This is a genomic window from Streptomyces sp. NPDC012474, assembly GCF_042955185.1.
Taxonomy (GTDB): Bacteria; Actinomycetota; Actinomycetes; order Streptomycetales; family Streptomycetaceae; genus Streptomyces; species Streptomyces cahuitamycinicus.
In genome coordinates this window covers 1-25,027 of sequence record NZ_JBIBEP010000033.1, presented here as the reverse complement: position 1 = coordinate 25,027, position 25,027 = coordinate 1, and the positions used below count along the sequence as shown (strand labels likewise).

20 protein-coding genes are annotated in these 25,027 nt (G+C 72.4%); 14 read left to right on the top strand and 6 right to left on the bottom strand.

The genetic code is table 11. The features are described from left to right. Nucleotides 1-99 precede the first annotated feature (99 nt). Nucleotides 100-1,566 (top strand): N-acetylmuramoyl-L-alanine amidase, encoded by a 1,467-nt coding sequence (locus ACFY9S_RS39135; RefSeq protein ID WP_391138673.1) that lies wholly within the window; start codon nt 100-102, stop codon nt 1,564-1,566. A gap of 143 nt (nt 1,567-1,709) precedes the next feature. Further along, nucleotides 1,710-2,792, top strand: coding sequence for a sugar phosphate nucleotidyltransferase (locus tag ACFY9S_RS39130; RefSeq protein ID WP_391138671.1), 1,083 nt, complete (start codon nt 1,710-1,712; stop codon nt 2,790-2,792). A gap of 194 nt (nt 2,793-2,986) precedes the next feature. Here the strand turns inward: ACFY9S_RS39130 and ACFY9S_RS39125 are convergent, their stop codons facing one another. The 4 genes from ACFY9S_RS39125 to ACFY9S_RS39110 form a co-directional block, all read right to left on the bottom strand. After that, nucleotides 2,987-4,021, bottom strand: a complete 1,035-nt coding sequence (locus ACFY9S_RS39125) for a DNA-3-methyladenine glycosylase family protein (RefSeq protein ID WP_391138669.1) — start codon at nt 4,019-4,021, stop codon at nt 2,987-2,989. Between the two features lie 63 nt (nt 4,022-4,084). Beyond that, nucleotides 4,085-5,404: a coenzyme F420-0:L-glutamate ligase gene (locus ACFY9S_RS39120; RefSeq protein WP_391138667.1), complete on the bottom strand. Its 1,320-nt coding sequence runs from the start codon at nt 5,402-5,404 to the stop codon at nt 4,085-4,087. Beyond that, the gene (gene cofD, locus ACFY9S_RS39115; RefSeq protein ID WP_391138665.1) at nt 5,401-6,360 is read right to left on the bottom strand and encodes a 2-phospho-L-lactate transferase; all 960 of its coding nucleotides are present in this window, start codon (nt 6,358-6,360) and stop codon (nt 5,401-5,403) included. The genes ACFY9S_RS39120 and cofD overlap by 4 nt, the downstream gene beginning before the upstream one ends. A gap of 94 nt (nt 6,361-6,454) precedes the next feature. Beyond that, complete coding sequence (locus ACFY9S_RS39110) at nt 6,455-6,961, bottom strand: cysteine dioxygenase (protein ID WP_391138663.1); 507 nt, start codon at nt 6,959-6,961, stop codon at nt 6,455-6,457. 657 nt (nt 6,962-7,618) lie between these two features. On the opposite strand from ACFY9S_RS39110, the gene ACFY9S_RS39105 reads away from it, so the two are divergent. From ACFY9S_RS39105 to ACFY9S_RS39095, 3 genes are all read left to right on the top strand, one after another. Continuing rightward, nucleotides 7,619-7,882, top strand: a complete 264-nt coding sequence (locus tag ACFY9S_RS39105; RefSeq protein ID WP_010034659.1) for a WhiB family transcriptional regulator — start codon at nt 7,619-7,621, stop codon at nt 7,880-7,882. 162 nt (nt 7,883-8,044) lie between these two features. Continuing rightward, nucleotides 8,045-11,779 carry a glycosyltransferase gene (locus tag ACFY9S_RS39100; protein ID WP_391138661.1) on the top strand — a complete coding sequence of 1,245 codons (3,735 nt, stop codon included), beginning with the start codon at nt 8,045-8,047 and terminating at the stop codon, nt 11,777-11,779. Continuing rightward, entirely contained in the window at nt 11,776-13,290 is a 1,515-nt protein-coding gene (locus ACFY9S_RS39095; protein WP_391138659.1) for a DUF5719 family protein, read from the top strand. The genes ACFY9S_RS39100 and ACFY9S_RS39095 overlap by 4 nt, the downstream gene beginning before the upstream one ends. Nucleotides 13,291-13,312: 22 nt before the next feature. Here the strand turns inward: ACFY9S_RS39095 and ACFY9S_RS39090 are convergent, their stop codons facing one another. Then, nucleotides 13,313-13,768: a metallopeptidase family protein gene (locus tag ACFY9S_RS39090; RefSeq protein ID WP_078885356.1), complete on the bottom strand. Its 456-nt coding sequence runs from the start codon at nt 13,766-13,768 to the stop codon at nt 13,313-13,315. A 294-nt stretch (nt 13,769-14,062) separates the two neighbouring features. Here ACFY9S_RS39090 and ACFY9S_RS39085 point away from each other — a divergent pair, with 294 nt between their 5' ends. From ACFY9S_RS39085 to ACFY9S_RS39050, 8 genes are all read left to right on the top strand, one after another. Beyond that, nucleotides 14,063-14,485: a DUF3499 family protein gene (locus ACFY9S_RS39085; RefSeq protein WP_391138657.1), complete on the top strand. Its 423-nt coding sequence runs from the start codon at nt 14,063-14,065 to the stop codon at nt 14,483-14,485. Between the two features lie 257 nt (nt 14,486-14,742). Then, complete coding sequence (locus tag ACFY9S_RS39080; protein ID WP_391138655.1) at nt 14,743-16,107, top strand: phosphomannomutase/phosphoglucomutase; 1,365 nt, start codon at nt 14,743-14,745, stop codon at nt 16,105-16,107. 140 nt (nt 16,108-16,247) lie between these two features. Then, entirely contained in the window at nt 16,248-16,418 is a 171-nt protein-coding gene (locus ACFY9S_RS39075; RefSeq protein ID WP_102910892.1) for a Trm112 family protein, read from the top strand. A 112-nt stretch (nt 16,419-16,530) separates the two neighbouring features. Continuing rightward, nucleotides 16,531-17,658 (top strand): SIS domain-containing protein, encoded by a 1,128-nt coding sequence (locus ACFY9S_RS39070; protein ID WP_391138653.1) that lies wholly within the window; start codon nt 16,531-16,533, stop codon nt 17,656-17,658. A gap of 55 nt (nt 17,659-17,713) precedes the next feature. Continuing rightward, nucleotides 17,714-18,865, top strand: coding sequence for a mannose-6-phosphate isomerase, class I (gene manA, locus ACFY9S_RS39065; RefSeq protein ID WP_391138651.1), 1,152 nt, complete (start codon nt 17,714-17,716; stop codon nt 18,863-18,865). Between the two features lie 154 nt (nt 18,866-19,019). Next, nucleotides 19,020-19,994, top strand: coding sequence for a cation diffusion facilitator family transporter (locus ACFY9S_RS39060; protein ID WP_391138649.1), 975 nt, complete (start codon nt 19,020-19,022; stop codon nt 19,992-19,994). Nucleotides 19,995-20,318: 324 nt separating this feature from the next. Further along, nucleotides 20,319-21,776, top strand: coding sequence for an adenosylhomocysteinase (ahcY, locus tag ACFY9S_RS39055; protein WP_391138647.1), 1,458 nt, complete (start codon nt 20,319-20,321; stop codon nt 21,774-21,776). A gap of 135 nt (nt 21,777-21,911) precedes the next feature. Beyond that, nucleotides 21,912-22,526, top strand: a complete 615-nt coding sequence (locus ACFY9S_RS39050; RefSeq protein WP_391138645.1) for a hypothetical protein — start codon at nt 21,912-21,914, stop codon at nt 22,524-22,526. Between the two features lie 35 nt (nt 22,527-22,561). Here the strand turns inward: ACFY9S_RS39050 and ACFY9S_RS39045 are convergent, their stop codons facing one another. After that, a complete protein-coding gene (locus tag ACFY9S_RS39045; RefSeq protein ID WP_391138643.1) occupies nt 22,562-23,560 on the bottom strand; it encodes an RDD family protein in 999 nt (332 codons plus the stop codon). Between the two features lie 128 nt (nt 23,561-23,688). On the opposite strand from ACFY9S_RS39045, the gene ACFY9S_RS39040 reads away from it, so the two are divergent. After that, nucleotides 23,689-24,696 carry a stage II sporulation protein M gene (locus tag ACFY9S_RS39040; protein WP_391138641.1) on the top strand — a complete coding sequence of 336 codons (1,008 nt, stop codon included), beginning with the start codon at nt 23,689-23,691 and terminating at the stop codon, nt 24,694-24,696. Nucleotides 24,697-25,027 lie beyond the last annotated feature (331 nt).

Sequence of the window (25,027 nt, the reverse complement as noted above, 5' to 3'; positions counted from 1 at the left end):
CGCCCGCCGGACATCCGCCACCGGTTCGGCCGAACCCGGCCGACAGTCCGTCACATCCCCAATGGACAGACTTGTATGACTATGTCCAAGATCAGGGGCATGCGTGGATTCCTTGCTTCCTCGATCGGTGTCACCTGTGCGGCCGCTCTGGCCCTTCCCCTCACTCCTCCGGCCGTCGCGGCGACGGCGAGACCGGTGCCGGCCACGGAAGCCGCGGCGACGGCGAGACCCGCCCCCCACGCGGGGGCACCGGCCACGACCCCGACCAGCCGGCGGGCGGCCGAGCCGTACGCCGCCGGCAGCACCCAGTCCCTCCCGCTCGAACCCCTCACCCGCGACCGCGCCACCCCCTCCCCCTCCGCCGAGCAGGGCCTGCCCCGCCGGGCCGTACGCCACTTCTCCCTCGTGGGCGTCGTCTGGGACGACCCCGACGCCGAACTCCACGGCCGCGTCCAGGTCCGCACCCGCGCCGCCGACACCGGCGCCTGGTCGGGCTGGCAGGACGTGGAGACCCACAACGCCGACCACGCCGCCGACCCGGACACCCCCGAGAGGGCCGCGGGCCGCGTCCGCGGTGCCACGGCCCCGCTGTGGGTGGGCGACTCCGACGGCGTGGAACTCCGGGTCCGCTCCGGGCACGACGATGCGGCAGCCCACTCCGCCGAGCGGACCCCGGCCGCCCACCTGCCCGCGGCGCCCCCGCTGCCCTCGGGCCTGCGCCTCGAACTCGTCGACCCCGGCGAGGACGACGACCCGCTCCACGGCGCCGCCGCGGACGGCCCCCGCACCGGCGGCCTGAACGCCGGGGCGTCCGCCCGCGCCGAAGCCTCCGCCGCCAACGCCGGCCTCGCTCCCCTCGGCGCCACCGAGATCGCGGCACTGAGCCGGGCCGAGACCGAGCAGGAGTACCTCGCCCTCGACCCCGGCGGGCTGACAGCGCAGCAGCGACAGGCCAAGCCGTACGTCGGCCCGCGCCCGGGTATCGTCACGCGGCGCGGCTGGGGGGCGAACGAGGGGTTGCGGGAGAGCGGCTTCCGGTACACGAAGAAGGTCAAGGCAGCCTTCGTGCACCACACGGCCAGCGGCAACAACTACCGCTGCTCGCAGGTCCCGTCACTCATCCGCAGTATCTACCGCTACCACGTCAAGAGCATGGGGTGGCGGGACATCGGCTACAACTTCCTCATCGACAAGTGCGGAAAGATCTACGAGGGCCGCGCCGGAGGCGTGGCGAAACCGGTCCTCGGCGCGCACACGCTTGGTTTCAACAGCAACAGCATGGGGATCGCCGTCCTCGGGTCGTACGGCGCCAAGAAGCCGTCGAAGTCGGCGGTCAAGGCCGTCGCCCGGCTGACCGCCTGGAAGCTGGGGCTGTACCGGGTGAACCCGAAGGGGAAGACGTACCTGAAGTCGGCCGGCAGCAATCTCCACCGGAAAGGCAAGAAGGTGCGGCTGAACGTGATCTCGGGGCACCGGGACGGCTTCAAGACCGAGTGCCCGGGACGCAAGCTCTACGGAAAGCTCGGCTCGGCCCGCTCCAAGGCGGCCCGCTACCAGGGCCGCTGAGTACACGTTCGACCGCCGTCGGGGGCATGCGGGGGCATGGGACGTAATGCCGCACGGCCAGCGAAGGCGCCACGGAACGGTCTGCATACACTGACCGGCCGAAAGACAGTTCGGCCGGTCCCGGCAGGAAGCAGAGACGACACGTGACAGAAGCGATCCTCCTGGTCGGCGGCAAGGGCACCAGGCTGCGCCCGCTCACGGTGCACACCCCCAAGCCCATGGTCCCGGCGGCCGGGGTGCCGTTCCTCACGCACCAACTGGCGAGAGCGAGAGCGGCCGGTGTCGAGCACATCGTCCTGGCCACGTCCTACCTGGCCGAGGTCTTCGAGCCGTACTTCGGTGACGGCTCGGCGCTGGGACTGCACCTGGAGTACGTCACGGAGGAGGAGCCGCTCGGCACGGGCGGCGCCATCCGCAACGTGGCCTCACGGCTGCGCTCCGGCCCCGACGACCCGGTCCTGATCTTCAACGGGGACATCCTGACGGGCCTCGACATCCGGGCCCTGGTCGACACCCACGAGACCACGGGCGCGGACGTCTCGCTGCACCTCACCAAGGTCACCGACCCACGCGCCTACGGCCTGGTCCCCACGGACGACACGGGCAGGGTCCTGGCGTTCCTGGAGAAGCCGCAGACCCCCGAGGAGATCGTCACCGACCAGATCAACGCGGGGGCGTACGTCTTCCGCCGCTCGGTCATCGACTCCATCCCGCGCGGCAGGCCGGTCTCGGTGGAACGCGAGACCTTCCCGGGTCTGCTGTCGGCCGGCGCCCACCTCCAGGGCATGGTCGACTCGACGTACTGGCTGGACCTGGGCACCCCGGCGGCCTTCGTCCGGGGCTCGGCGGACCTCGTCCTGGGCCGGGCCCCCTCGCCCGCCGTCCCCGGCCGCTGCGGCGACCGTCTGGTTCTGCCGACGGCCCAGGTGGCCTCCGACGCCAAGCTGTCGGGCGGCACGGTGGTGGGCGAGGGCGCGTTCGTCGCGGAGGGCGCGCGGATCTTCGGCAGCACGATCCTGCCCGGCGCGGTCATCGAACCGGGCGCGGTCATCACCGACTCCCTGATCGGCACCCGGGCCCGCGTCGGCCGGCGCTCGGTCCTCACGGGCACGGTCATCGGCGACGGCGCGGTGATCGGCCCCGACAACGAACTCCTGGAGGGCGCCCGCATATGGTGCGACGCCCGCATCCCGGCAGGAGCGGTCCGCTTCTCGTCGGACCGGTAGGACGCACGGGGGGCGAGGAGGGAGGGAGCGGCTCCCCAGCTGCGGGCATGCGTGCCGCCAGGGGCGATGGGGGGTCCCCCTGCTCGAGCGATGCCGAGGGCTTGGGGGAGGGTGGGCGCAGCGGCAGCTCGTCGCGCCGAGCTGCGGATCGCCCCACCCCCGGCACCGACGCCGAGCGCCTCGACCCCAACAGCTCACAACTGCCCGATGTCCCACCGAGGCATCTTCGGCGCCCTGCGCGCCGGCACCCTTCCGCTCAGCAGGATCAGCCGAGCCGCCCGATGCCGCTGCCCCGCATACGGCTCCAGCAGCTCCAGCATCGCCGCGTCGTCCGCGTCCCGGTCCCCGGCCAGCGCCCACCCCACGATCCCGGGCAGATGCAGATCCCCCACCGTCACCTCGTCCGCCGCCCCGTGACTGCGCTGCACCGTCTCCGCCGAGGTCCACGGCCCGACCCCCGGCACGAGCTCCAGCCGCGCCCGAGCCGCCGCGGGCTCCATCCCCACCGCCTGCTCCAGCCGCGCGGCAACGCGTACCGCACGCAGGATCGTCGAGGCGCGCTTGTTGTCCACCCCGGCCCGATGCCATTCCCACGACGGAATCAGCGCCCACGTCCGAGGCGCCGGCATCACGTACATCCGAGCGGGCGCGGGCCCCGGCGCCGGTTCCCCGAACTTCCGCACCAGCAGCCGCCACGCCCGGTACGCCTCGTCGGTCGTGACCTTCTGCTCCAGGATCGACGGGATCAACGACTCCAGCACGAGCCCGCTCCGCGTCAGCCGCAACCCCGGCCGCCGGTGCCGGGCCGACGCCAGCAGCCGGTGCCGCGGCACGAACGCCGACGGGTCGTCCGCCGCCCCGAGCAGCTCCGGCAACCCCTCCAGCAGCCACTGGGCGCCGGGCCCCCAGGCCTCCCCGCGCACCCCACCGTCGTACGCGCACACCCGTAGCGTCCCGGGACCGGCCGGAGTGAGACAGGTGCGCCACACGGACCCGTCCGGTGTCGCGCGGAACGTCGGATCGCCGGGCCCGCGCCGCAACGGCCCGAGCACCAGGCCGAGATCCAGCGGCCCGTCCGGCATCCACGCGCGCACCTTCCCCGGCCCCGTCGCCTGCCGAGGCACTCCCGGAGGCACGGCGACCCGCCCACCGCGCACCGGCACGGGGGTACCTCCCACGCCTTTCGGGCTGTGGGGGAGCGAGGGCCGCTGAGCGAACCGTCCTGCCATGTCTGAAGTCCCTGGGAAATGTGAGGGAGCAGCCCTACGAGCGTAGGCGCCGCCGGGCACCTGTCACCGCACCTCGATGAACGCCCCCGCGTCCCGCCCGGGCCGCGCCCGCGGTTCCTCCGCCGGGTGCCCGACCGCCACCGCCCCCATCGGGTCCCAGTCCGCGGGCAGCTCCAGCACCTCGCGGACCACGTCCCGGCAGAACATCGTCGACGACACCCATGCCGACCCCAGCCGCTCCCCGGCCAGCGCGACCAGGAAGTTCTGCACGCCGGCACCTGCGGCGACCACGAACATCTCCCGCTCGGCGCCGTCCCGCCGCGGGTCGCCGTACGTGTGTGAGCCGTCCATGACCAGGCAGGGGACGACGAGGTAGGGCGCGTTACGCAGGACGTCCCCGCGCCGGACCCGCTTGGCGATGGACTCCTCCGACTTGCCGTCCCGCCGCAGGTCGGCGATCCACGCGTCCCGCATGGCGTCGAGCAGCCGGGTGCGCGACTCCTCCGACTCCAGCAGTACGAACCGCCACGGCGTCGTGTGGTGCGGCGCCGGGGCGGTCACGGCCGCGGCCACGGCCCGCCGTACGGCACCCGCGTCGACGGGCTCGTCCGTGAAGGACCGGACCGTGCGCCGCTGGGTCACGGCCAGCCGTACCGCCTCCGAGGTGCCGAGGCGGAACATGTCGTCACGCGCCCCGCGGACCATGGCCCGCGCTCCCTCGCCGTCGTCTTCCTCCGCGACCAGATGCGCGAGCCCGCGCACCACGGCGACGGGCCGCCCCGCGGCCTTGCCCTTGACGAGGTCGCCCGCGGCGGCGAGTTCGTCGGCCGTGGCGACGACCGTGGTGCTGAGCGCATTGCCGTGCGCGTCCGTGCCGCCCCGCAGATCGTCGAGCACGCGCACTCCGGCGGCCCCGATCGCGACGTCCGTGAGCCCGGCGCGCCAGGGCCGGCCGAAGGTGTCGGTGACGACGACGCCCACGTCGACGCCGAGGGCGTCGCGCAGTCCCTCGCGGATGGCGCGGGCGGACGCGTCCGGGTCCTCGGGCAGCAACAGCACCGTCCCGGACGGGGTGTTGGACGCGTCGACCCCGGCCGCGGCCATGACCAGGCCCTGCCGGTTCTCCACGATCCGCAGGGCGCCGCGCCGGGCCACCACCCGGACCGTCTCGGCGTCGATCGCGGCCTCCCGGTCGGCGGCCCGCACGATCCGGTCCTCCGCCTTGGACACGATCTTCGAGGTGACGAGCAGCACGTCCCCGTCGGCCAGGCCGGGCTCGGCGGCCGCGATCAGCTTCGCCAGGTCGTCCCCGGCCGTGACCTCCGGTATCCCGCCCAGGGCCCACACCCGGTACCCGGCGGCCCCCTGGGTCTCGCCGCTCACGCCCCCCGCACCTCCTCGGCCAGTGCCAGTGCCTCCTGGGCCATCCGCGCGGTCGCGTCGATGTCGCTCATCATCAGGGGCACGGCCCGGCAGCGGATCCCCGCCGCCTCGACCTGTTCCGCCGCTGCGGCGTCCACCGAGTCCACGAGCCAGCCGTCCAGCAGGCCCGAGCCGTAGTGCTCGGCCACCGCCGTCGCGGTCGACTCCACGCCCACGGCGGCGAGCACCTTGTCGGCCATGCCCCGCACGGGCGCGTCGCCGACGATGGGGGAGAGGCCGACGACCGGCACCCCGGCGTCGGCGATCGCCTCCCGGATGCCGGGCACGGCGAGGATCGTGCCGATCGACACGACCGGGTTGGACGGCGGGAAGAGGACGACGTCCGCCTCGGCGATGGCCTCCAGGACGCCCGGCGCGGGCTTCGCCTGGTCGGCGCCGACCGGAACGACCGCCCGGGCGGGCACCGAGGCGCGCAGCCGCACCCAGTACTCCTGGAAGTGGATCGCCCTGGTCTCGCCGTCGATCTCGACGGCCACATGCGTCTCGACACGGTCGTCGGACATGGGGATCAGCCGCACGCCCGGCTTCCAGCGGTCGCACAGCGCCTGCGTCACCGCGCTCAGCGGGTATCCGGCGCCGATCATCTGCGTCCGCACGATGTGCGTGGCGAAGTCCCGGTCGCCGAGACCGAACCACTCGGGCCCGACGCCGTACGCCGCGAGCTCCTCCTTGAGATGGAACGTCTCGTCGGCGCGCCCCCAGCCCTGTTCCTCGTTGATGCCGCCGCCGAGCGTGTACATCACCGTGTCGAGGTCCGGGCAGACCTTCAGCCCGAAGAGGTGGATGTCGTCCGCGGTGTTGCCGATGACCGTGATGTCCGCGTCCGGGACGGCACGCTTCAGACCACGCAGGAACCGGGCACCGCCGATGCCGCCTGCCAGAACCACAATGCGCATGGGCGACAGTCTTGCAGGCGGCTACGACAACGGGTCGGCGGCCGGGGCAACCCGTGAGCGGCTGCGGCGTCCCGTCAGGCGCTGCGGCAACCCCTCAGGCGGTCAGGGCACCCGGTACGGCTCGGGCCTCGCAGTGCGGGGCCGTGTGCATCGGCATCTCGGTGAGGCCCGGGTAGTAGACGTGCAGGCTCACCGCCGGCTCCAGCGCGTCATTGACGACTTCGTGCGCGTATCCCGGCGCGAACACGCGCTGCGCGCCCGCCCGCAAGGCGCGTGTGCCCCGCTCCGTGCGCTCGGTCAGTGTGCCGTCCAGCACGGTCAGCACACCGGAGGAGCGGCCGTGGTCGTGCAGCCCGCTGCCCTGCCCGGGCACCCAGGACAGCAGCCACACCTCGTAGCCCGGGCCGGTGCGCAGCCGGTGGTACCAGCGGCTGGCGGCGTCGTAGCGGACGAGGTGCTCCCACTGGGAGCGGTCGTCGGCGAGGGAGCGGGCGAGTCCGACGAACTCGGCGACGGTGGCCGGGTGCTCGCGGGGGGTCTGGAGGAGGTGCGTGACTTCGAGGATGTCGCCGGCGATCTGGAGGTCGCTGTCGCTGTTCATGGGGTGCGTGGTTCCTCAGTGAAAGAAGGTCAGAGGGAACGGGAGCCGGGCTACGGGTGGCTCGGCCTTCAGCTGGAGCGGGTGTGGCTCAACAGCTGGGACAGCAACAGCTACAGCGAGCGCGGGCAGCACCGTGGGACCCGGCGGTGCGGGTCGAGGTGGTTGCCGAGTTCGCGAGCATGCCCACAAGGACACCGGTTCACACCTTCACTGTCAACTCGGCACCCGGTATGTGGGATGTGGTTCACCTCATCAGGTCGATCGCTCAGATGAAAGGTTTGTTCATGGCCCGCCCGGGACACATGGCGTCCAACCGGGCTGGCAAACCCCGTTGCGTAGTCGTGATCCGACTGTGATCCGTTTCGCTTCGGCGTGCGTGTCGGAACGAGATCGAACTCCTGGCCGTCCTTCCTCTCAGAGGTCTGCAAGGAGTCCGGCGGAAGGCGCGGGTCCTCACGGGCTCCACCTGCGTGTCAGGGTTTATGGTGATTTGAACACTTTCCGCATGGGCTTGGTTCCGCAGAGTGAATAAGGGGCTCAATAGCAGATCTCGGCTTGACTCGCCCGGAGCAGCACACTTGTAATTTCACTCGTGTCGTTCAGCCGGAATCGGTAACGGCTAGATCACGGGGACGCGAAGACAGACGAGGGGCGCACATGACCGAGACGGTGCAGCAACTGCTGGTCGACGACGCGGACGAGGAACTCGGCTGGCAGGAGCGCGCGCTGTGCGCCCAGACCGACCCCGAGTCCTTCTTCCCCGAGAAGGGCGGCTCCACCAGGGAGGCCAAGAAGGTCTGCCTCGCCTGTGAGGTCCGATCCGAGTGCCTCGAGTACGCCCTCGCCAACGACGAGCGATTCGGCATCTGGGGCGGCCTGTCCGAGCGGGAGCGCCGCCGGCTGAAGAAGGCGGCCGTCTGACCCCCACCCCTCTGCGTGAGCGGCCCGTCGTCCGTGGGTTATCCACAGGCGGCGGGCCGTTGGTTGCGCAGCCGATAGTGTGGTCGCTCGTCCGAGACGCCCCGCCGCCCCCTCCGGGCACGGGCGTCCACCGCAGTCCACCGAACCGGGGCCCGTACCTCGATGTCCGTGCACAGCCACTCGGCAGCTCATCACGACGCCGCTGCCACACCTGAGTTTCCGCGTCATGTGGTCACCGCGGTCCTCGTCTCCCACGACGGCGCCCGCTGGCTGCCCGACGCGCTCGCCGGGCTGCTCGGCCAGGAGCGGCCCGTCCAGTACGCGACGGGAGCCGACACCGGCAGCGCGGACACCTCCGCCCAGCTGGTCACCGACGCCCTCGGCGCCGACCGGGTGCTGCACCTCGCCCGCCGCACCGGCTTCGGCCAGGCCGTCGAGGAGTGCGCCCGCACGGCCCCGGTCCTCACCCCGGACGAGCTGCCGTACCTGAAGCGCCCCAGCGGCTGGGACCCGGTCACGCGCTCGTGGCGCGACGACGCCTACGACCTGCCCGAGCTCCCGCACGGCGAGCCGGTGCAGTGGCTGTGGCTGCTGCACGACGACTGCGCCCCGGACCCGGACGCCCTGGCCCAGCTGCTGCGGGCCGTGGAGAACGAGTACGAGCTGGGCCGCGAGGACGTCGCCGTCGTGGGCCCCAAGCTCCGCGGCTGGTACGACCGGCGGCAGCTGCTGGAGGTCGGCGTCTCCATCGCCAACTCCGGCCGCCGCTGGACCGGCCTGGACCGCCGAGAGCAGGACCAGGGCCAGCACGACCACGTCCGGGACGTGCTCTCGGTGTCCACCGCCGGCATGCTCGTCCGCCGCGACGTCTTCGAGCAGCTCGGCGGGTTCGACCGTCACCTGCCCCTCATGCGTGACGACGTCGACCTGTGCTGGCGCGCGCACACGGCCGGCTACCGCGTCCTGGTCGCCCCCGAGGCGGTCGTCCGCCACGCCGAGGCGTCCAGCCGCGAGCGCCGCACGGTCGACTGCGTGGGCCGTACGACGGCCTCCCCGCACAAGGCCGACAAGGCCGGCGCCGTCTACACCCTGCTCGTCAACTCGCGTACGGCCGTGCTCCCCTGGGTGATGCTGCGGATCGTGCTCGGCACGCTGCTGCGAACCGTGGCCTACCTGGTCGGCAAGGTCCCAGGGCAGGCCCTCGACGAGATCCGCGGCCTGCTGGGCACGCTGCTCAGGCCCGAGCGCATCCTCGCCGGGCGGCGCGGCAGAGGCGCACCCCGGATCGACAAGGACGAGCTGCGGGCGCTGTTCCCGCCGCCCGGCGCCACCGTCCGCGTCACCGTCGAGCAGATCGCGAGCAGCCTCGTCGGCCGCTCCGACCCGGAGGTCGCCGCCGGCGCGGGACGGCACGGCGGCGCCGTCGAGTCGGGCCCCGGCGGCGACGACGCCGACTTCCTGGAGGTCGAGCAGTTCGCCCGGCTCAAGCGCATCGCGCGCAAGCCCGGCCCGGTGCTCTTCCTGGTCCTGCTGCTCGTCTCCCTGGCCGCCTGCCGCCAGCTGCTGGGCGGCGGCGCGCTCGCGGGCGGCGCCCTGCTGCCCGCCCCGGCCGACTCCGCCGAACTGTGGTCGCGCTACCTGGACGCCTGGCACCCGGTCGGCGCCGGCGGCACCTCGTCCGCACCGCCGTACGTCGCTCTCGTGGCGATGCTGGCCTCCCTGCTGTTCGGCTCGGCCGGCCTCGCCGTCACGGTCCTGCTCGTCGGCTCGGTGCCCCTGGCCGGAGTCGCCGCCTACTTCGCCTCCCGCCCGCTCGTCGAGTCCCGGCTGCTGCGCGCCTGGGCGGCCGTCGTCTACGCGTTCCTGCCCGCCGCCACCGGCGCCCTCGCCGGCGGACGCATCGGCACCGCCGTCCTGGCCGTGCTGCTGCCGCTCATCGCCCGCGCGGGCATCGCGGCCTGCGGCCTGACGAACTCCTCCGGAGTCCGCGGCAGCTGGCGCGCCACCTGGGCGTACGCGCTGCTGCTGACCATCACCACCGCCTTCACGCCGATCGTCTGGCCCATCGCGCTGCTCCTCGGCATCGGCCTGCTGGCATGGCGCCGGAGCGACATCACGGCCTACGGGCTGCGGTTCCTCGCCCAGCTGGGCACGCCCCTGCTGCTCCTCGCACCCTGGTCGCTGACGCTGCTCCCGTCCGGCTTCTTCAAGGAAGCGGGCCTCGCGTACGGTCCCTCGGCCGCCTCCGCCCTCGACCTGCTCGGCGCCAGCCCGGGCGGCCCCGGCACCGTCAGCGGCCTCATGCTCATCGGCATCGTGCTGGCCGCCCTCGCCGCCCTGCTGCGCTCGGAACGGCAGTCGGGCATCTGGACGGCCTGGGCGGTCGCCCTGGTCGGCTTCGTCTTCGCGGTCCTGTCCAACGGCTCCACCTGGGCCGGCCCGGCGACCCTCGTCTACGGCATCGCCCTGCTGGCCGCCGCCGCGCTCGGCGCCGACGGGGCACGCGCGCGCGTGGCCGAGCAGAGCTTCGGCTGGCGCCAGCCGGTCGCCGTGCTGATCGCCTTCGCCTCGGCCGCGGGCCCGCTGCTCATCGCCGCAGGCTGGATGATCAGGGGCGCCGACGGCCCGCTGGAGCGGCGCGACCCGATCCAGGTCCCCGCGTTCGTCGCCGAGGAGAGCGGCTCCCGCGATCAGGCCCGCACCCTCGTCCTCGACAGCGACTCCGGTGCCCGCGTCGGCTACATGCTGGTCCGCGGCTCGGGCGCCCGCCTCGGGGACGGTGAGATCGCCGCAGCCGACGGGGAGAACAGCAGGCTCGACAAGGTCGTCGCCAACCTGGTCGCCGGATCCGGCGCCGACCAGGCCGACCAGCTCGGCGGCTTCGCCGTACGCTACGTCCTCGTCCACCAGGGCGCGCCCCGCGAGGTCACCCGTGTCCTCGACGCCACGCCCGGCCTGACCCGCCTCAGCCAGCAGGACGGCGGCGCCCTGTGGCGCGTCAACCGCGAGGTCGCGCGCGCCACCATCGCCCCCGCCTCCGGCTCCTCCGGCACCCCGCAGCCGGTCGCCGCCGGGCCCGTGGACATCCACACCACGATCCCGGCCGGCTCGGGCGGACGCCTGCTGCGCCTCGCCGACTCCGCCTCCGACGGCTGGTCCGCCACGCTCGACGGCAAGCCGCTGACCCGCACGACGGTCGACGGCTGGGCCCAGGGTTTCGAACTCCCCGCGGGCGGCGGCAGGCTGGACGTCACCTACGACGACCCGATCGGCCACACGGCCTGGCTGTGGGCCCAGGGCCTGCTCGCCGTCGTCCTGGTGGTGCTCGCCCTGCCCGGCCGGCGCCGCGACATCGACGACGACCTTCCCGACGAGCCGGCCGTCCCGGCCCAGGCCGTCGCCGGCGAGGGCCGCCGCGCCCGCCGCCTGCGCGCCCAGGCGGACGCCGAGGCCGAAGAGGCCGCCGGACTCGAGGAGTTCCCGCCCCCACAGCCGCAGCAGCCGCCGGTGGCCGTGCCCCAGCAGCAGAACCCCGGCACGGGGGTCTCCCCGGGCGAGGATGTCGGAGCCTGGGGGAGGGACAACGCCGGCTACCAGGGCGGTGAGTACGCGAACTACGGCGACCAGTACCAGAACGCGCAGTACCCGGCGGACGCCTACGGACAGCAGTACCCGGCGGACCCGTACCAGGGCGGCCAGTACGACCCGTACGCGTACGGCGACCAGGGCCAGGCGCAGACTCCGCCGTACGACCAGGCGGGCTACGACCAGGCGGGCTACGACCAGGCGGCGTACGACCAGGCCTACCAGCAGGGCTACGGCACGCCGTACGACCCGGCCCAGCAGCACCACCCCCACGGCACGGGCAGTGAGCGTCCCGACGGGAGCCAGCAGTGAACCGCACCACCCTGTCCCTGATCGCCGGCACGACCGCGCTCGCCGCCGTCACCGGCTTCGCCGCGCTGTCGGCTCCGGACACCCCGGGCGCGGACACCGCCGCCAAGGCGGCCGCCCAACTGCCCGTGGAGCGCACGAGCCTGGTGTGCCCGGCGCCCAGCACGTCCGACCTCGCCGAGACGTCCTACACCTCCTTCACGCCCGTCACGAAGGGCACCGGAAGCGGTGGCAAGGCCGAACTCCGGGCGGCCGCCGAGGAGTCGGCGGACGCCCCGGCCGACGGCAAGGACGCCGGGAAGTCCGGCAAGGACAAGCCCGCCAAACCGGTGCTGACTCCCAAGGAGCCCGGCAAGCCGGTCACCGGCGACAGCTCCGGCGGCGACGCGCCCGCCCTCGTCGGGACCGCGGACGGCAGGTTCGCGCCCGGCTGGACGGTCCAGGAGACGACCGAGGTCGCCGCGGGGACCGGCCGGGGCCTGCAGGGCGTCAACTGCACCGCTCCGGACACCGACTTCTGGTTCCCCGGCGTCAGTACGGACGCCGACCGCACCGACTACGTCCACCTGACGAACCCCGACGACTCGGCCGCCGTGGTCGACATCGAGCTCTACGGCAAGGACGGCGTCCTGAAGTCCGCGGTGGGCGAGGGCATCACCGTCCCGCCGCACTCCAGCGAGCCGGTCCTGCTGTCCACCCTCACCGACGAGCGGCAGACCAACCTCACCGTGCACGTCAACGTCCGCAGCGGACGCGTTGGCGCCGCCGTGCAGGCCCTGGACGACAAGCTCGGCGGTGACTGGCTGGCCGCCTCCGCGGACCCGTCGGGCAGCCTGGTCCTGCCCGGCATCCCCAAGGACGCGACCTCCGTGCGCCTGGTCGCCTTCACCCCCGCCGACGCCGACGCGGACCTGAAGGTGCGCCTGGCCTCCCCCTCCGGGCTGATCACCCCGGCCGGTCACGAGACCGTGCACGTCAAGGGCGGCATGACGACCGCCGTCGATCTGGGCGACGTCACCCGCGGCGAGGCGGGCTCCCTCGTACTGACGCCGACGGACCGGTCCGTGCCGGTCGTCGCGGCCCTGCGCGTCGTACGCGGCAAGGGCGCCAAGCAGGAGACGGCGTTCATCCCGGCCAGCCGCCCCGTCGGCACGCGTGCGACGTCCGCGGACAACAGCGGCAAGGACAGCACCCTGTCCCTGACGGCTCCCCGCGCGGCCGCCACGGTCAGGGTCACCGCCTCGGCCGGCAGCGAGGGCGGGACCCCGGTGTCGAAGACGTACACGATCAAGGCCGGCACGACCCAGGACATAGAGGCCCCGGTTCCCGGTGGCCTGAAGGGCACGTACGCGCTCACGGTCGAGCCGGTCTCCGGCGGCCCGGTCTACGGGGCCCGCACCCTGGCCGCGAGCGAGGGCGGCGTCCCCGCCTTCACCGTGCAGACCCTGCCGGACGACCGCGGGACGGTGGCCGTACCGGAGGCGGACGAGGACCTTTCGGTGCTCCAGAAGTAGGTCCGTCGGGCCGGGGCCCGGCTCAGCCCTGGTCCTCGCCGTAGCGCGGGTCTACCGTCTCCGGCGTCAGCCCGAGGAGCTCGGCGACCTGCTCGACGACGACCTCGTGCACCAGCGCCGCCCGCTCGTCGCGCCCCTTGGTGCGGATCTCGACCGGCCGCCGGTAGACGACCACACGCGCGGGGCGGCCCTCGCGTGCGCTGATCGTGCCGCCGAGGGGAACCGCCTCGTCGTTCCAGGCCTGGCCTGGCCCGTCGAGCCGCGGCACCTCCAGGACCAGGAAGTCGATGTCGGCGAGCTGCGGCCACCGCCGCTCCAGGCGCTCCACGGAGTCCTGCACCAGATCGGCGAACGCCTCCGCGCGGCTCGCGGCGAGCGGCACCTGCGGCGGTGCGATGGGGCCGCGCATGCCCCGTCCGTGGCGATCACGACGGCGGGGCCCGGGGGCGGCGGCACGGGGCGTTACGGGCTTGTCCATCACTGGTGAAGGGTAGTCCCCGCCGCGCCCTCGCGCCCGGCACCGCAGGGCGGCACGGACGGCTTTCGGCCGTGCCGCACGGCATGTCGCTACATGACCATTCAAGCCAAGGTTGGGCTCAAATCCGTATCCCGCCGAGACCGGTGACCTCGCGGCAATTGAGGGTTTTGTGTTGACTCTTGACCGCTTGCGGCACCGTTCGGTACTCAGGGCAGCGACGTCCCGGCAGGTCAGCAAGGTGCACCCAAAGGGGTGTGTGGGGCGTTTCACAGCACGACACGGGGGAGTGACCTGATGGAGAGTCGTCGCGGCCCGCTCAAGAGTGCGGTACCGTCCAACGTCGTGAGCCCTGTACGTCGCTGTTCGCGCACCGCCTGCGGCCGTCCCGCCGTCGCGACGCTGACGTACGTCTACGCCGACTCGACCGCGGTCCTCGGCCCGCTCGCCACCTACGCCGAACCCCACTGCTACGACCTGTGCGCCGAGCACTCCGAGCGCCTCACCGCCCCGCGCGGCTGGGAGGTCGTCCGGCTCCTCGACGGTTCGGCCCCGGCCCGCCCCAGCGGCGACGACCTGGAAGCGCTTGCGAACGCCGTGCGTGAGGCGGCCCGCCCCCAGCAGCGGGCGGCCGAGGCCGGCGGCGCGGGCCGCGGGGCCGACCCGAGGGAGGTCGCGCGACGCGGCCATCTGCGGGTCCTGCGGTCGCCCGACAACTGACCCCACCCCAGGGCGGCCGTCGCACCGGCGGGCCGAGAGGGCGACCTGCTGCGCAAGGTGCTGCCGTGGTGCCTCGGCCTGTTGCTGGTGATGAGCCTGATCGTGGTCGGCCGGAGCACCCCGGTCCTGGACCGGATGCTGCCCTAACCGTTCGGGATGTCCGCAGTGGCCGGGTATGGGTCCAAGACTCACTCCTGCTCACTGATGAGGAACGGTAGTTTGGGCGGTCCGACAGTACTTTTCCAGGAAGGTTGGCCGTGGCTGCTGATCTGTCGCAGGTCGTGAAGGCGTATGACGTACGCGGAGTCGTCCCCGACCAGTGGGACGAGTCCCTGGCCGAGCTCTTCGGAGCGGCCTTCGTACGGGTCACCGGCGCGAGCGCCATCACGACCGGGCATGACATGCGGCCCTCCTCACCGGGCCTGTCGCGCGCCTTCGCGCGCGGGGCGGCCGCACTGGGCGCGGACGTGACGGAGATCGGCCTCTGCTCGACCGACCAGCTGTACTACGCCTCGGGCGCGCTGAACCTGCCGGGCGCCATGTTCACCGCCTCCCACAACCCGGCCCAGTACAACGGCATCAAGATGTGCCGCGCGGGCGCCGCCCCGGTCGGCCAGGACACCGGCCTCGCGCAGATCCGCGAACTGGTCGAGGGATGGAGCGGGTCCGGCGCCCCGCAGCCGGCCGCGAAGGCGGGCACGATCACCGGCCGCGACACGTTGTCGGACTACGCGGCACACCTGCGCTCCCTGGTCGACCTGACCTCCGTCCGCCCCCTGAAGGTCGTCGTCGACGCGGGCAACGGCATGGGCGGGCACACGGTCCCCGAGGTCTTCGCCGGCCTGCCGCTGACGCTCGTCCCGATGTACTTCGAGCTGGACGGCACCTTCCCCAACCACGAGGCCAACCCCCTCGACCCGGCCAACCTCGTCGACCTGCAGAAGCGGGTCCGCGAGGAGGGCGCCGACCTGGGTCTCGCCTTCGACGGCGACGCCGACCGCTGCTTCGTCGTCGACGAGCGCGGCGAACCGGTCTCCCCGTCGGCGATCACCGCCCTGGTCGCCTCCCGCGAACTGGCCCGGCACGGCGGCAAGGGCATGATCATCCACAACCTGATCACGTCCTGGTCGGTTCCCGAGGTCGTCGAGGAGAACGGCGGCAGCCCGGTCCGCACCCGCGTGGGCCACTCCTTCATCAAGGCCGAGATGGCCCGCACCGGCGCGATCTTCGGCGGCGAGCACTCCGCGCACTACTACTTCCGCGACTTCTGGAACGCCGACACGGGCATGCTGGCCGCCCTCCACGTCCTGGCGGCCCTCGGCGGCCAGGACGGCCCCCTCTCCTCCCTCGTGGCCCAGTACGACCGCTACGCCGGCTCCGGCGAGATCAACTCCACGGTCGCCGACCAGCAGGCCAGCCTCGCCGCGATCCGCTCCGCGTACGGGGCCCGCGAGGGCGTCACCCTCGACGAGCTCGACGGCCTCACGGTCTCCTCCACCGACTGGTGGTTCAACGTCCGCCCGTCCAATACCGAGCCGCTGCTGCGCCTGAACGCGGAGGCCAGGGACGCCGCGACGATGGCCCGGGTGCGGGACGAGGTGCTGGCGATCATCAGGAGCTGAGCCCCACCCCCACCGGCGGTAACCTGACCAGGCACGACCCCCAGGGGTCCTTTCACTGTGAGTGTCCGATCAGGTCGCGCGCCCCGGACGGGCATAGTGAAAGGAACCCCAAGCGCCCGCACCCCGGAGGAACCTCACCCATGCCCCTCGAATCCGGCCTCCTCGAAATTCTCGCCTGCCCCGCCTGCCACGCCCCCCTCAAGGAGCAGGAAGCCGAACTCGTCTGCACCGACGGCAGCTGCGGCCTGGCCTATCCCGTCCGCGACGGCATCCCCGTCCTCCTCGTCGACGAGGCCCGCCGCCCCGCGTGACCGGCGGGGCGCCCGCCCCCGGCGCGACGCCGCGGTGCACATAGCCCGCGGCACAGCGGGCACGATCCAGGACACCCAGACAACGGACCCCGGCGATGGGAAGCTGCCGCCCATGCTCGACGAATCGCTGCTCGACTCCCCGGAGGGCCTCGCCGAGGCCGACCACCGCGGGCTGCTCCGCGGCGCCGCAGAAGCCGGCGCGCGCGTCCGCACGGCCGCCCGCCACGCCGCCGAGGCGGGCGTGGGCGACCTCAAGCCGGACGGCCGCCCCCGCGCGGTCCTCATCGCCGGCCCGGGCGCCGCCGCCACCCACGCCGCCGACCTCATCGGCACGCTCGCCGGCCCCGGCAGCCCGGTCACCCGCCTCGCCCCCACCGGCGTCGCTCCCGCCGCGGGCGCCCTGCGGTGGGAACTGCCCGGCTGGGTCGGCTCCGTGGACCTCCTGCTGATCACCACCCCGGACGGCACCGAACCCGGGCTGTCCCTCCTCGCCGAGCAGGCCTACCGCCGTGGCTGCACCGTCGTCGCCGTGGCCCCCGGCAGTACCCCGCTCGCCGACGCAGTCGCCGGCGTTCACGGCATGTTCGTCCCCATGGCGACCGCCCCGTACGACCAGGACGAGCCCCTCGCCGCGTCCGCCCCCGGCGTCCTGTGGGCCCTGCTCACCCCGCTGCTCGCGCTCCTGGACCGCACCGGCGTGCTCACCGCCCCGCCGGACGCCCTCGGCAAGGTCGCCGACCGCCTCGACAAGGTCGCCGAACGCTGCGGCCCGGCCATCGCCACGTACAGCAACGCCGCCAAGACCCTGGCCGCCGAACTCGCCGACGCACTCCCGATCGTCTGGACGGAGGGCGTCTCGGCCGGTCCGGCCGGCCGGCGCTTCGCCGCCGCCCTCGCCGAACTGTCCGGAACCCCCGCGGTCGTCGCCGAACTCCCCGAGGCGCTCGCCGCCCACGGCGCCCTGCTCGCGGGACCGCTGGCCGCCAGCGCCGACCCCGGCGACTTCTTCCGCGACCGCGTCGAGGAACCACCCGCCCTGCACGCGCGCGTGGTCCTGCTCCGCGACCGCCCCATCGGCGGCCTCACCGCCGCCCCCGGCGCCCGCGACCTCGCCCTCAGCCACGACACACCGATCAGCGAGCTGGAACCGGAGGCCGGCGGCGAACTGGAGACCCTCGCGGAACTGATCGCCATCACGGATTTCGCCGCGGTCTACCTGGCGCTCGCTTCGAGGGCCTGACCTTGCCCGGGACACCCTGACGCGCCCGCACCCCCGCACACGCAGAGAGAACCCCATGGACCGCCTCGACAACACCATCCGCCCCTACGCCTGGGGTTCCCCGACCGCCATACCGCAGCTGCTCGGCGTCGAACCGACCGGAGAACCACAGGCGGAGATGTGGATGGGCGCCCACCCCGGCGCGCCCTCGCGCACCGGCCGGGGCACACTCGTCGAGGTCATCGGCGCCGACCCCGAGAAGGAACTCGGACCCGCCGCCGTCGCCAAGTTCGGCCCCCGGCTGCCCTTCCTCCTCAAGATCCTCGCCGCGGGCGCCCCGCTCTCCCTCCAGGTCCACCCCGACCTCGCGCAGGCGCAGGAGGGCCACGCGGACGAGGAACGCCGCGGCATCCCCGTGGACGCCCCGCACCGCAACTACAAGGACGCCAACCACAAGCCCGAACTGATCTGCGCCCTCACCGAGTTCGACGGCCTGTGCGGCTTCCGCGCCCCGCTGGAGGCCGCAGCCCTGCTCGACGACCTGGGGGTCGACTCCCTCAAGCCCTACGTCGACCTGCTGCACGCCCACCCCGAGGACGCCGCCCTGCGCGAGGTCCTCACGGCGATCCTCACCGCCGACCCCGACGACATGTCCCGCACCGTCGCGGAGACGGCGACCGCCTGCACCCGCCTCGGCGGCGCCTACGCCCCCTACGCCGACATCGCCCACCACTACCCGGGCGACCCCGGAGTCATCGCCGCGATGCTGCTGAACCACGTCCGGCTCCAGCCCGGCGAGGCCCTCTACCTCGGCGCCGGCGTCCCGCACGCCTACCTGAACGGCCTCGGCGTGGAGATCATGGCCAACTCCGACAACGTCCTGCGCTGCGGCCTGACACCCAAGCACGTCGACGTCCCCGAACTCCTGCGCATCGTCCGCTTCCTCCCCAGCGACCCCGGCGTCCTGCGCCCCGAGGCCTCCCCCGACGGCGAGGAGGTCTACGAGACCCCGATCGACGAGTTCCGCCTCTCCCGCTACGTCCTGCCCGAAGCCGGCACGGCCCACGACCTCACCCGGCCCACCCCCCAGATCCTGCTCTGCACGGCCGGCACCGTGAGGGCCGGCGAGCACGACCTGACCCCCGGCCGGTCCGTCTTCGTACCGGCCGGCGAAAAGGCCGAAGTGTCCGGAACGGGAACGCTCTTCCGGGCAACGGTCGTCGCCTGACCGTTTCGACGCCCCTCGTGCCGGTGACCTGAAACACCGCACACGCAGCGGGCTGCAACAATGGCCCACCGTCAAGCACGGGCAAAGTCACGGGCGCCGCACCAACGCCGCGCCCTGGGCCCAGGAACGGCGTACGAAGGGACAACGCGAACCTATGAGCGCGTCAGGCGGCACCAAGGCGATCGTGGCGGCACTGGCCGCCAACCTCGCGATCGCGGTAGCGAAGTTCGTGGCGTTCATCTTCAGTAACTCGTCGTCGATGCTCGCCGAGTCCGTCCACTCACTCGCCGACTCCGGCAACCAGGCGCTGCTCCTGCTCGGCGGCAAGAAGGCAAAACGCGAGGCCACCCCGCAGCATCCCTTCGGCTACGGCCGCGAGCGCTACATCTACGCCTTCCTCGTCTCCATCGTCCTCTTCTCCGTCGGCGGCATGTTCGCCCTCTACGAGGGCTACGAGAAGATCAAGCACCCGCACGAGCTGACGAACTGGTACTGGCCGGTCGGTGTCCTCGTCTTCGCGATCATCGCCGAGACCTTCTCCTTCCGCACGGCCATCAAGGAGTCCAACGTCCTGCGCGGCCAGCGCTCCTGGAAGGACTTCGTCCGCCACGCCAAGGCCCCCGAGCTCCCGGTCGTCCTCCTGGAGGACCTCGGCGCCCTCGTCGGCCTCATCCTCGCCCTCGGCGGCGTCGGCCTCGCCCTGCTCACCGGCGACAGCGTCTGGGACGGCATCGGCACCCTCTGCATCGGCATCCTGCTCATCCTGATCGCCCTGGTCCTCGCCGCCGAGACCAAGTCGCTGCTGCTCGGCGAGTCCGCCGGCACCGAGGAGACCCAGAAGATCGAGGCCGCTCTCGTCGACGGCACCACGGTCACCGGCATCATCCACATGCGCACCCTCCACCTCGGCCCCGACGAACTCCTCGTCGCCGCCAAGATCGCCGTCGAGCACGACGACACGGCGACCGAGATCGCCGCCGCCATCAACGCCGCCGAGTCCCGCATCCGCGACGCCGTCCCGATCGCCCGCGTGATCTACCTCGAACCGGACATCTACAGCGAGACCGAGGCGGCAAAGGGCCCCGACCCCGAGGCCTCCCCGGGAGGCCCGGCCCCCGCGGCCCACTGACCTCCACCCTCCGCGCCCACGGGGCCTGCCGGACCATCCGGCGGGCCCCGTCGCCGTCCCCGGACCCGCCGGACGATCACTTGAGGGATTCGCGGGCGGGCTGGGGTTCGCCCCCGCCCCCGGTGTAGCTTGGGACGGAGCCAGACGTCGCTGCTGATGGCGGTCGGGCGGTCCCTATGCGGACCGGCCGAGGGAGAGAGGGCCTCCGACGGACTGCGCTGCGCGTACGCGGGCATGCCTGTGTCCTCTTCCGGGCACTCCTGTGTCCGCCGCCGTGCAGACCAGCCGTACCCACCTCGCCCCAACCCCGAGGAGCAGCTCGCAATGACGACTGTCGACAACCGGCAGGACTTCAAGGTCGCCGACCTCTCCCTGGCCGAGTTCGGCCGTAAGGAGATCACCCTCGCCGAGCACGAGATGCCGGGCCTGATGGCGATCCGCAAGGAGTACGCCGAGACGCAGCCCCTGGCCGGCGCCCGCGTCACCGGCTCCCTGCACATGACCGTGCAGACCGCCGTGCTCATCGAGACCCTGGTCGCCCTCGGCGCGCAGGTCCGCTGGGCCTCCTGCAACATCTTCTCCACCCAGGACCACGCGGCCGCCGCCATCGCCGTCGGCCCGAACGGCACCGTGGACAACCCCCAGGGTGTCCCGGTCTTCGCCTGGAAGGGCGAGACCCTGGACGAGTACTGGTGGTGCACCGAGCAGGCGCTGACCTGGCCGGACAGCCCCACCGGCGGCCCCAACATGATCCTGGACGACGGCGGCGACGCCACCCTCCTCGTCCACAAGGGCGTCGAGTACGAGAAGGACGGCAAGGTCCCCTCGCCCGACACCGCCGAGTCCGACGAGCACCGCGTCATCCTCGAACTGCTGACCCGCACCATCACGGACGGCTCGCAGAAGTGGACCCAGCTGGCCTCCGAGATCCGCGGCGTCACCGAGGAGACCACGACCGGCGTCCACCGCCTGTACGAGATGCAGCGCGACGGCACCCTCCTGTTCCCGGCGATCAACGTCAACGACGCCGTCACCAAGTCGAAGTTCGACAACAAGTACGGCTGCCGCCACTCCCTCATCGACGGCATCAACCGCGCCACCGACGTCCTCATCGGCGGCAAGACCGCGGTCGTCTTCGGCTACGGCGACGTGGGCAAGGGCTGCGCGGAGTCCCTGCGCGGACAGGGCGCCCGCGTGATCGTCACCGAGATCGACCCGATCTGCGCCCTGCAGGCCGCGATGGACGGCTACCAGGTCGCGACCCTCGAGGACGTCGTCGACAAGGCCGACATCTTCATCACCACGACCGGCAACAAGGACATCATCATGGCCTCGGACATGGCCAAGATGAAGCACCAGGCCATCGTCGGAAACATCGGCCACTTCGACAACGAGATCGACATGGCCGGCCTCGCCAAGATCCCCGGCATCGTCAAGGACGAGGTCAAGCCGCAGGTCCACACCTGGACCTTCCCCGACGGCAAGGTGCTCATCGTCCTGTCCGAGGGCCGCCTGCTGAACCTGGGCAACGCCACCGGCCACCCGTCGTTCGTGATGTCCAACTCCTTCGCGGACCAGACCCTGGCCCAGATCGAGCTGTTCACCAAGCCCGACGAGTACCCGACCGGCGTCTACGTGCTGCCCAAGCACCTCGACGAGAAGGTCGCCCGCCTCCACCTCGACGCGCTCGGCGTGAAGCTCACGACGCTGCGCCCCGAGCAGGCCGAGTACATCGGCGTGAAGGTCGAGGGCCCGTTCAAGCCGGACCACTACCGCTACTGAGCCGAGCAGCACCGCTGCCGGTCAGCCGGCTACCGGTTTCAGATCTCCGAGGCAGGCCCCCGCACCCCCGTGCCGGGGGCCTGCCCCGTTTGACGGACCGACGACCGGCCCAGCCCGTCAAGACCCAGGACCCCCATGCCCCGCGGCCGCTATTCGCTCCACGATCCGCACGATCACACCCCCCTCGCAGAAGAACACTTCCAGTGCGCCCCCGGCCCCTCCGGCTGGCGCTACGTCTCCCAGCTGACCACCCCCACAGGCGATCACCACGGCTCCGTCGACCTCACCCTCGACGAACTGGGCCGCCCCCTCCGCCTCGAACTCCACGCCGCCGCCTGGCAAGTACGCGGCGCCGCCCTCGACGGCGTGACCTGGGTCCGCACCGATCCGACCGGGACGGAGGCCACCGAAGGCAATGTGCGCGCCCACGCCTTCACCGGCACGTCCCCCGCATTTCTCGTCGCCACCGCCCGTCTCCTAAGCCTCACCCCCTCAGATGCCGCCACCCGCGTACGCCTCGTCGCCTTCACGGACCCGGTTCTCGCCCCGCGCACCGTGGACCAGTCCTGGACCTTGCTGAGAAGCGAAGCACACGCCACTGACAACGGCCCCCTGACCGTGGACGAATACCAGGTCACAGCCCTGGACACGGGCGAGCAGCACACCGTGCACATCGCCGGGGACGTGGTGCTCGCGGCACCCGGCATCGAGCTCGAAGACCTGGAGTCACCGCCGTCGGTGTTCACCTGAGCGGGCAGCCGCCCGAGCGGCCGCTCCGCCCTCCGCTACGCCGGCGGCACGAACCCAGTGCCGGGCCGCTCGCCCGCCGAAGCCCCCGGTGACTCCGCGGGCCGCCGCTCCTCGCCGGACGGCTCGGACACCACCTCCGGCGCCCCGACCGGCCACGCATAGGCAACCGGGGCCTCTCCTACGGCCTGGGCATTGCCCGCTGCCGGAGCCTCGCCCGTACCCACCGGGCCGATCGCCGCCGGAGCCGGAGCCGGAGCCGCATCGGACGCTGCCGCCTCGGCCGCACCGTTCCCGAAAGCCCGCCGGGCCTCCCGCGCCTGCCGTTCCTGCACTACCGCAGCCAGATACGCCGCCGGCGGCACACCCTGCGGCACCGGAGCGCCCGTACGCTCGGCGAGATCCGACGCCAGCCGCTCCGCCATCGACCAGCCAACCTGCGGGTCCAACTGCTGCATGCGCGTCAGGTACTGCCGCACGGCGAGCCACAGCCCGTCCGGTACCGCGGACAGATCGAGTCCCGAGAACCGCCCCGCCAGCCAGGGCGGAGGGGGCGGCACGAAACCGGTCCGCGTGACCGGAATGCGCTCCCGCACGACGAGCGTCCCCGCGAACACGTCCCCCAGCCGGCGTCCACGCGCCGACACGAACGAGGCGATGCAGGCAACGATCCCAAAGGTCATGAGGATCTCGATCACACCGATCAAACCCCTCACCAGCGCATGCCGGAACCGGATCGGGCCCCCGTCGTCCCGCACCACACGCAGCCCGCACGCCATCTTCCCGAGCGACCGCCCGTGACTGAGCGTCTCCACCGCGATCGGCCCGCCCACCAGCACGAGAACGAACGTGGCGATCGACAGCGCCGTCTGCGCCGCCTCGTCGAGCGACGCCGTGGAAACGACCAGCGCGATGGTCACCGCGACGTAGACCGCCATGGCCGCCACCAGATCGAGCAGCACGGCCAGCGCCCTGCTGGGCAGCCTCGCTGGGCGTAGCTCCAACGCCACAGCCTCGCCCGTCACCAGCTCACTCACGCCTGCCGTCCTTCCCCTGCCCTGCCCCCGACAGGGCCAGTCTGCCAAGCTGAGGGCGCATCGCACCGTAGTACGACAAGCTGATCCACGACGAGCCTCCTACGACCAGCCGAGGAGCAGGCACCCCGATGGACCTCGACGTCTTCGTCTCCGCCCACCGAGCGGAGTGGGACCGCCTCGAAGCCTTGCTCCGCCGCCAGCGCCGCCTCAACGGTGCCGAAGCCGACGAACTCGTCACTCTCTACCAGCGCACCGCGACGCACCTCTCCCTGATCCAGTCCAGCGCCCCCGATCCACAGCTGACCGGTCGGCTCAGCCAGCTCGTGGCACGCGCGCGTAGCGCCGTGACAGGAACCAGACGCGCCTCTTGGCGCGATGTCGCGCGCTTCCTGGTCCACGGTTTCCCGGCCGCCGTCTACAAGTCGCGCCACTGGTGGGTGCCCACCGCGCTCCTGTCGACGGCAGTCGCGGCCCTCCTTGGCTGGTGGATCGGCACCCACCCCGAAGTGCAGGCCTCCATCGCGGCCCCCAGCGAACTCCGCGAGCTCACCCGCCCCGGCGGCCAGTACGAGACGTACTACTCCAGCCATCCGGCAGCGAGCTTCGCCGCTCAGGTCTGGACGAACAACGCCTGGGCCGCCGCCCTGTGCCTCATCCTCGGAGTCTTTCTGGGACTCCCGGTCCTCTGGATCCTCTTCCAGAACATGCTCAACCTCGGCATCGGCGTAGGCCTGATGTCCTCGGCCGGTCGACTCGATACGTTCCTGGGCCTGGTCCTCCCGCACGGCCTCCTCGAACTGACCGCGGTCTTCGTCGCGGCCGGCACCGGCCTGCGCCTGGGCTGGACTCTCATCGACCCCGGCCCCCGGACGCGGCGGACGGCGCTCGCGGAAGAAGGCCGCGCCGCCATAGGCATGGCCATCGGTCTGGCCCTCGTCCTCTTCGTCTCCGGCGCCATCGAAGGCTTCGTCACTCCGTCCGGCCTCCCCACCTGGGCTCGCATCACCATCGGGGTCGCCGCCGAAGTGGCCTTCCTGGCCTACGTCTACGTCCTGGGCGGCCGTGCCGTCCGTGCGGGAGGGACCGGTGACGTCGAGGCAATGGAACGCAGCGCGACGGTCCCCACTGCAGCCTGATCGTCCCGCCCACCACCGGATGTGCGACCACCTCCGTTCAGCTGCTAGTCTCCTCTTCGCCCCACAGGGGCCGTTGACACGGCAAGTGTGAGGAGGTAGATTTGAACAGTTGCCTGGAGATGGGCTCTAGCCCCGGACCAGCCACAGTGAACATCTACTTGCTTCTTGAATCGCTGATTCCATTGAAGCCTCTCCCGATGAATCGGAAATGAGTGGCCGGTCAGTCCGGCCTGAAACTTCTGATAAAGTCGGAACCGCCGGAAAGGGAAACGCGGAAGCGGGAACCTGGAAAGCACCGAGGAAATCGGATCGGAAAGATCTGATAGAGTCG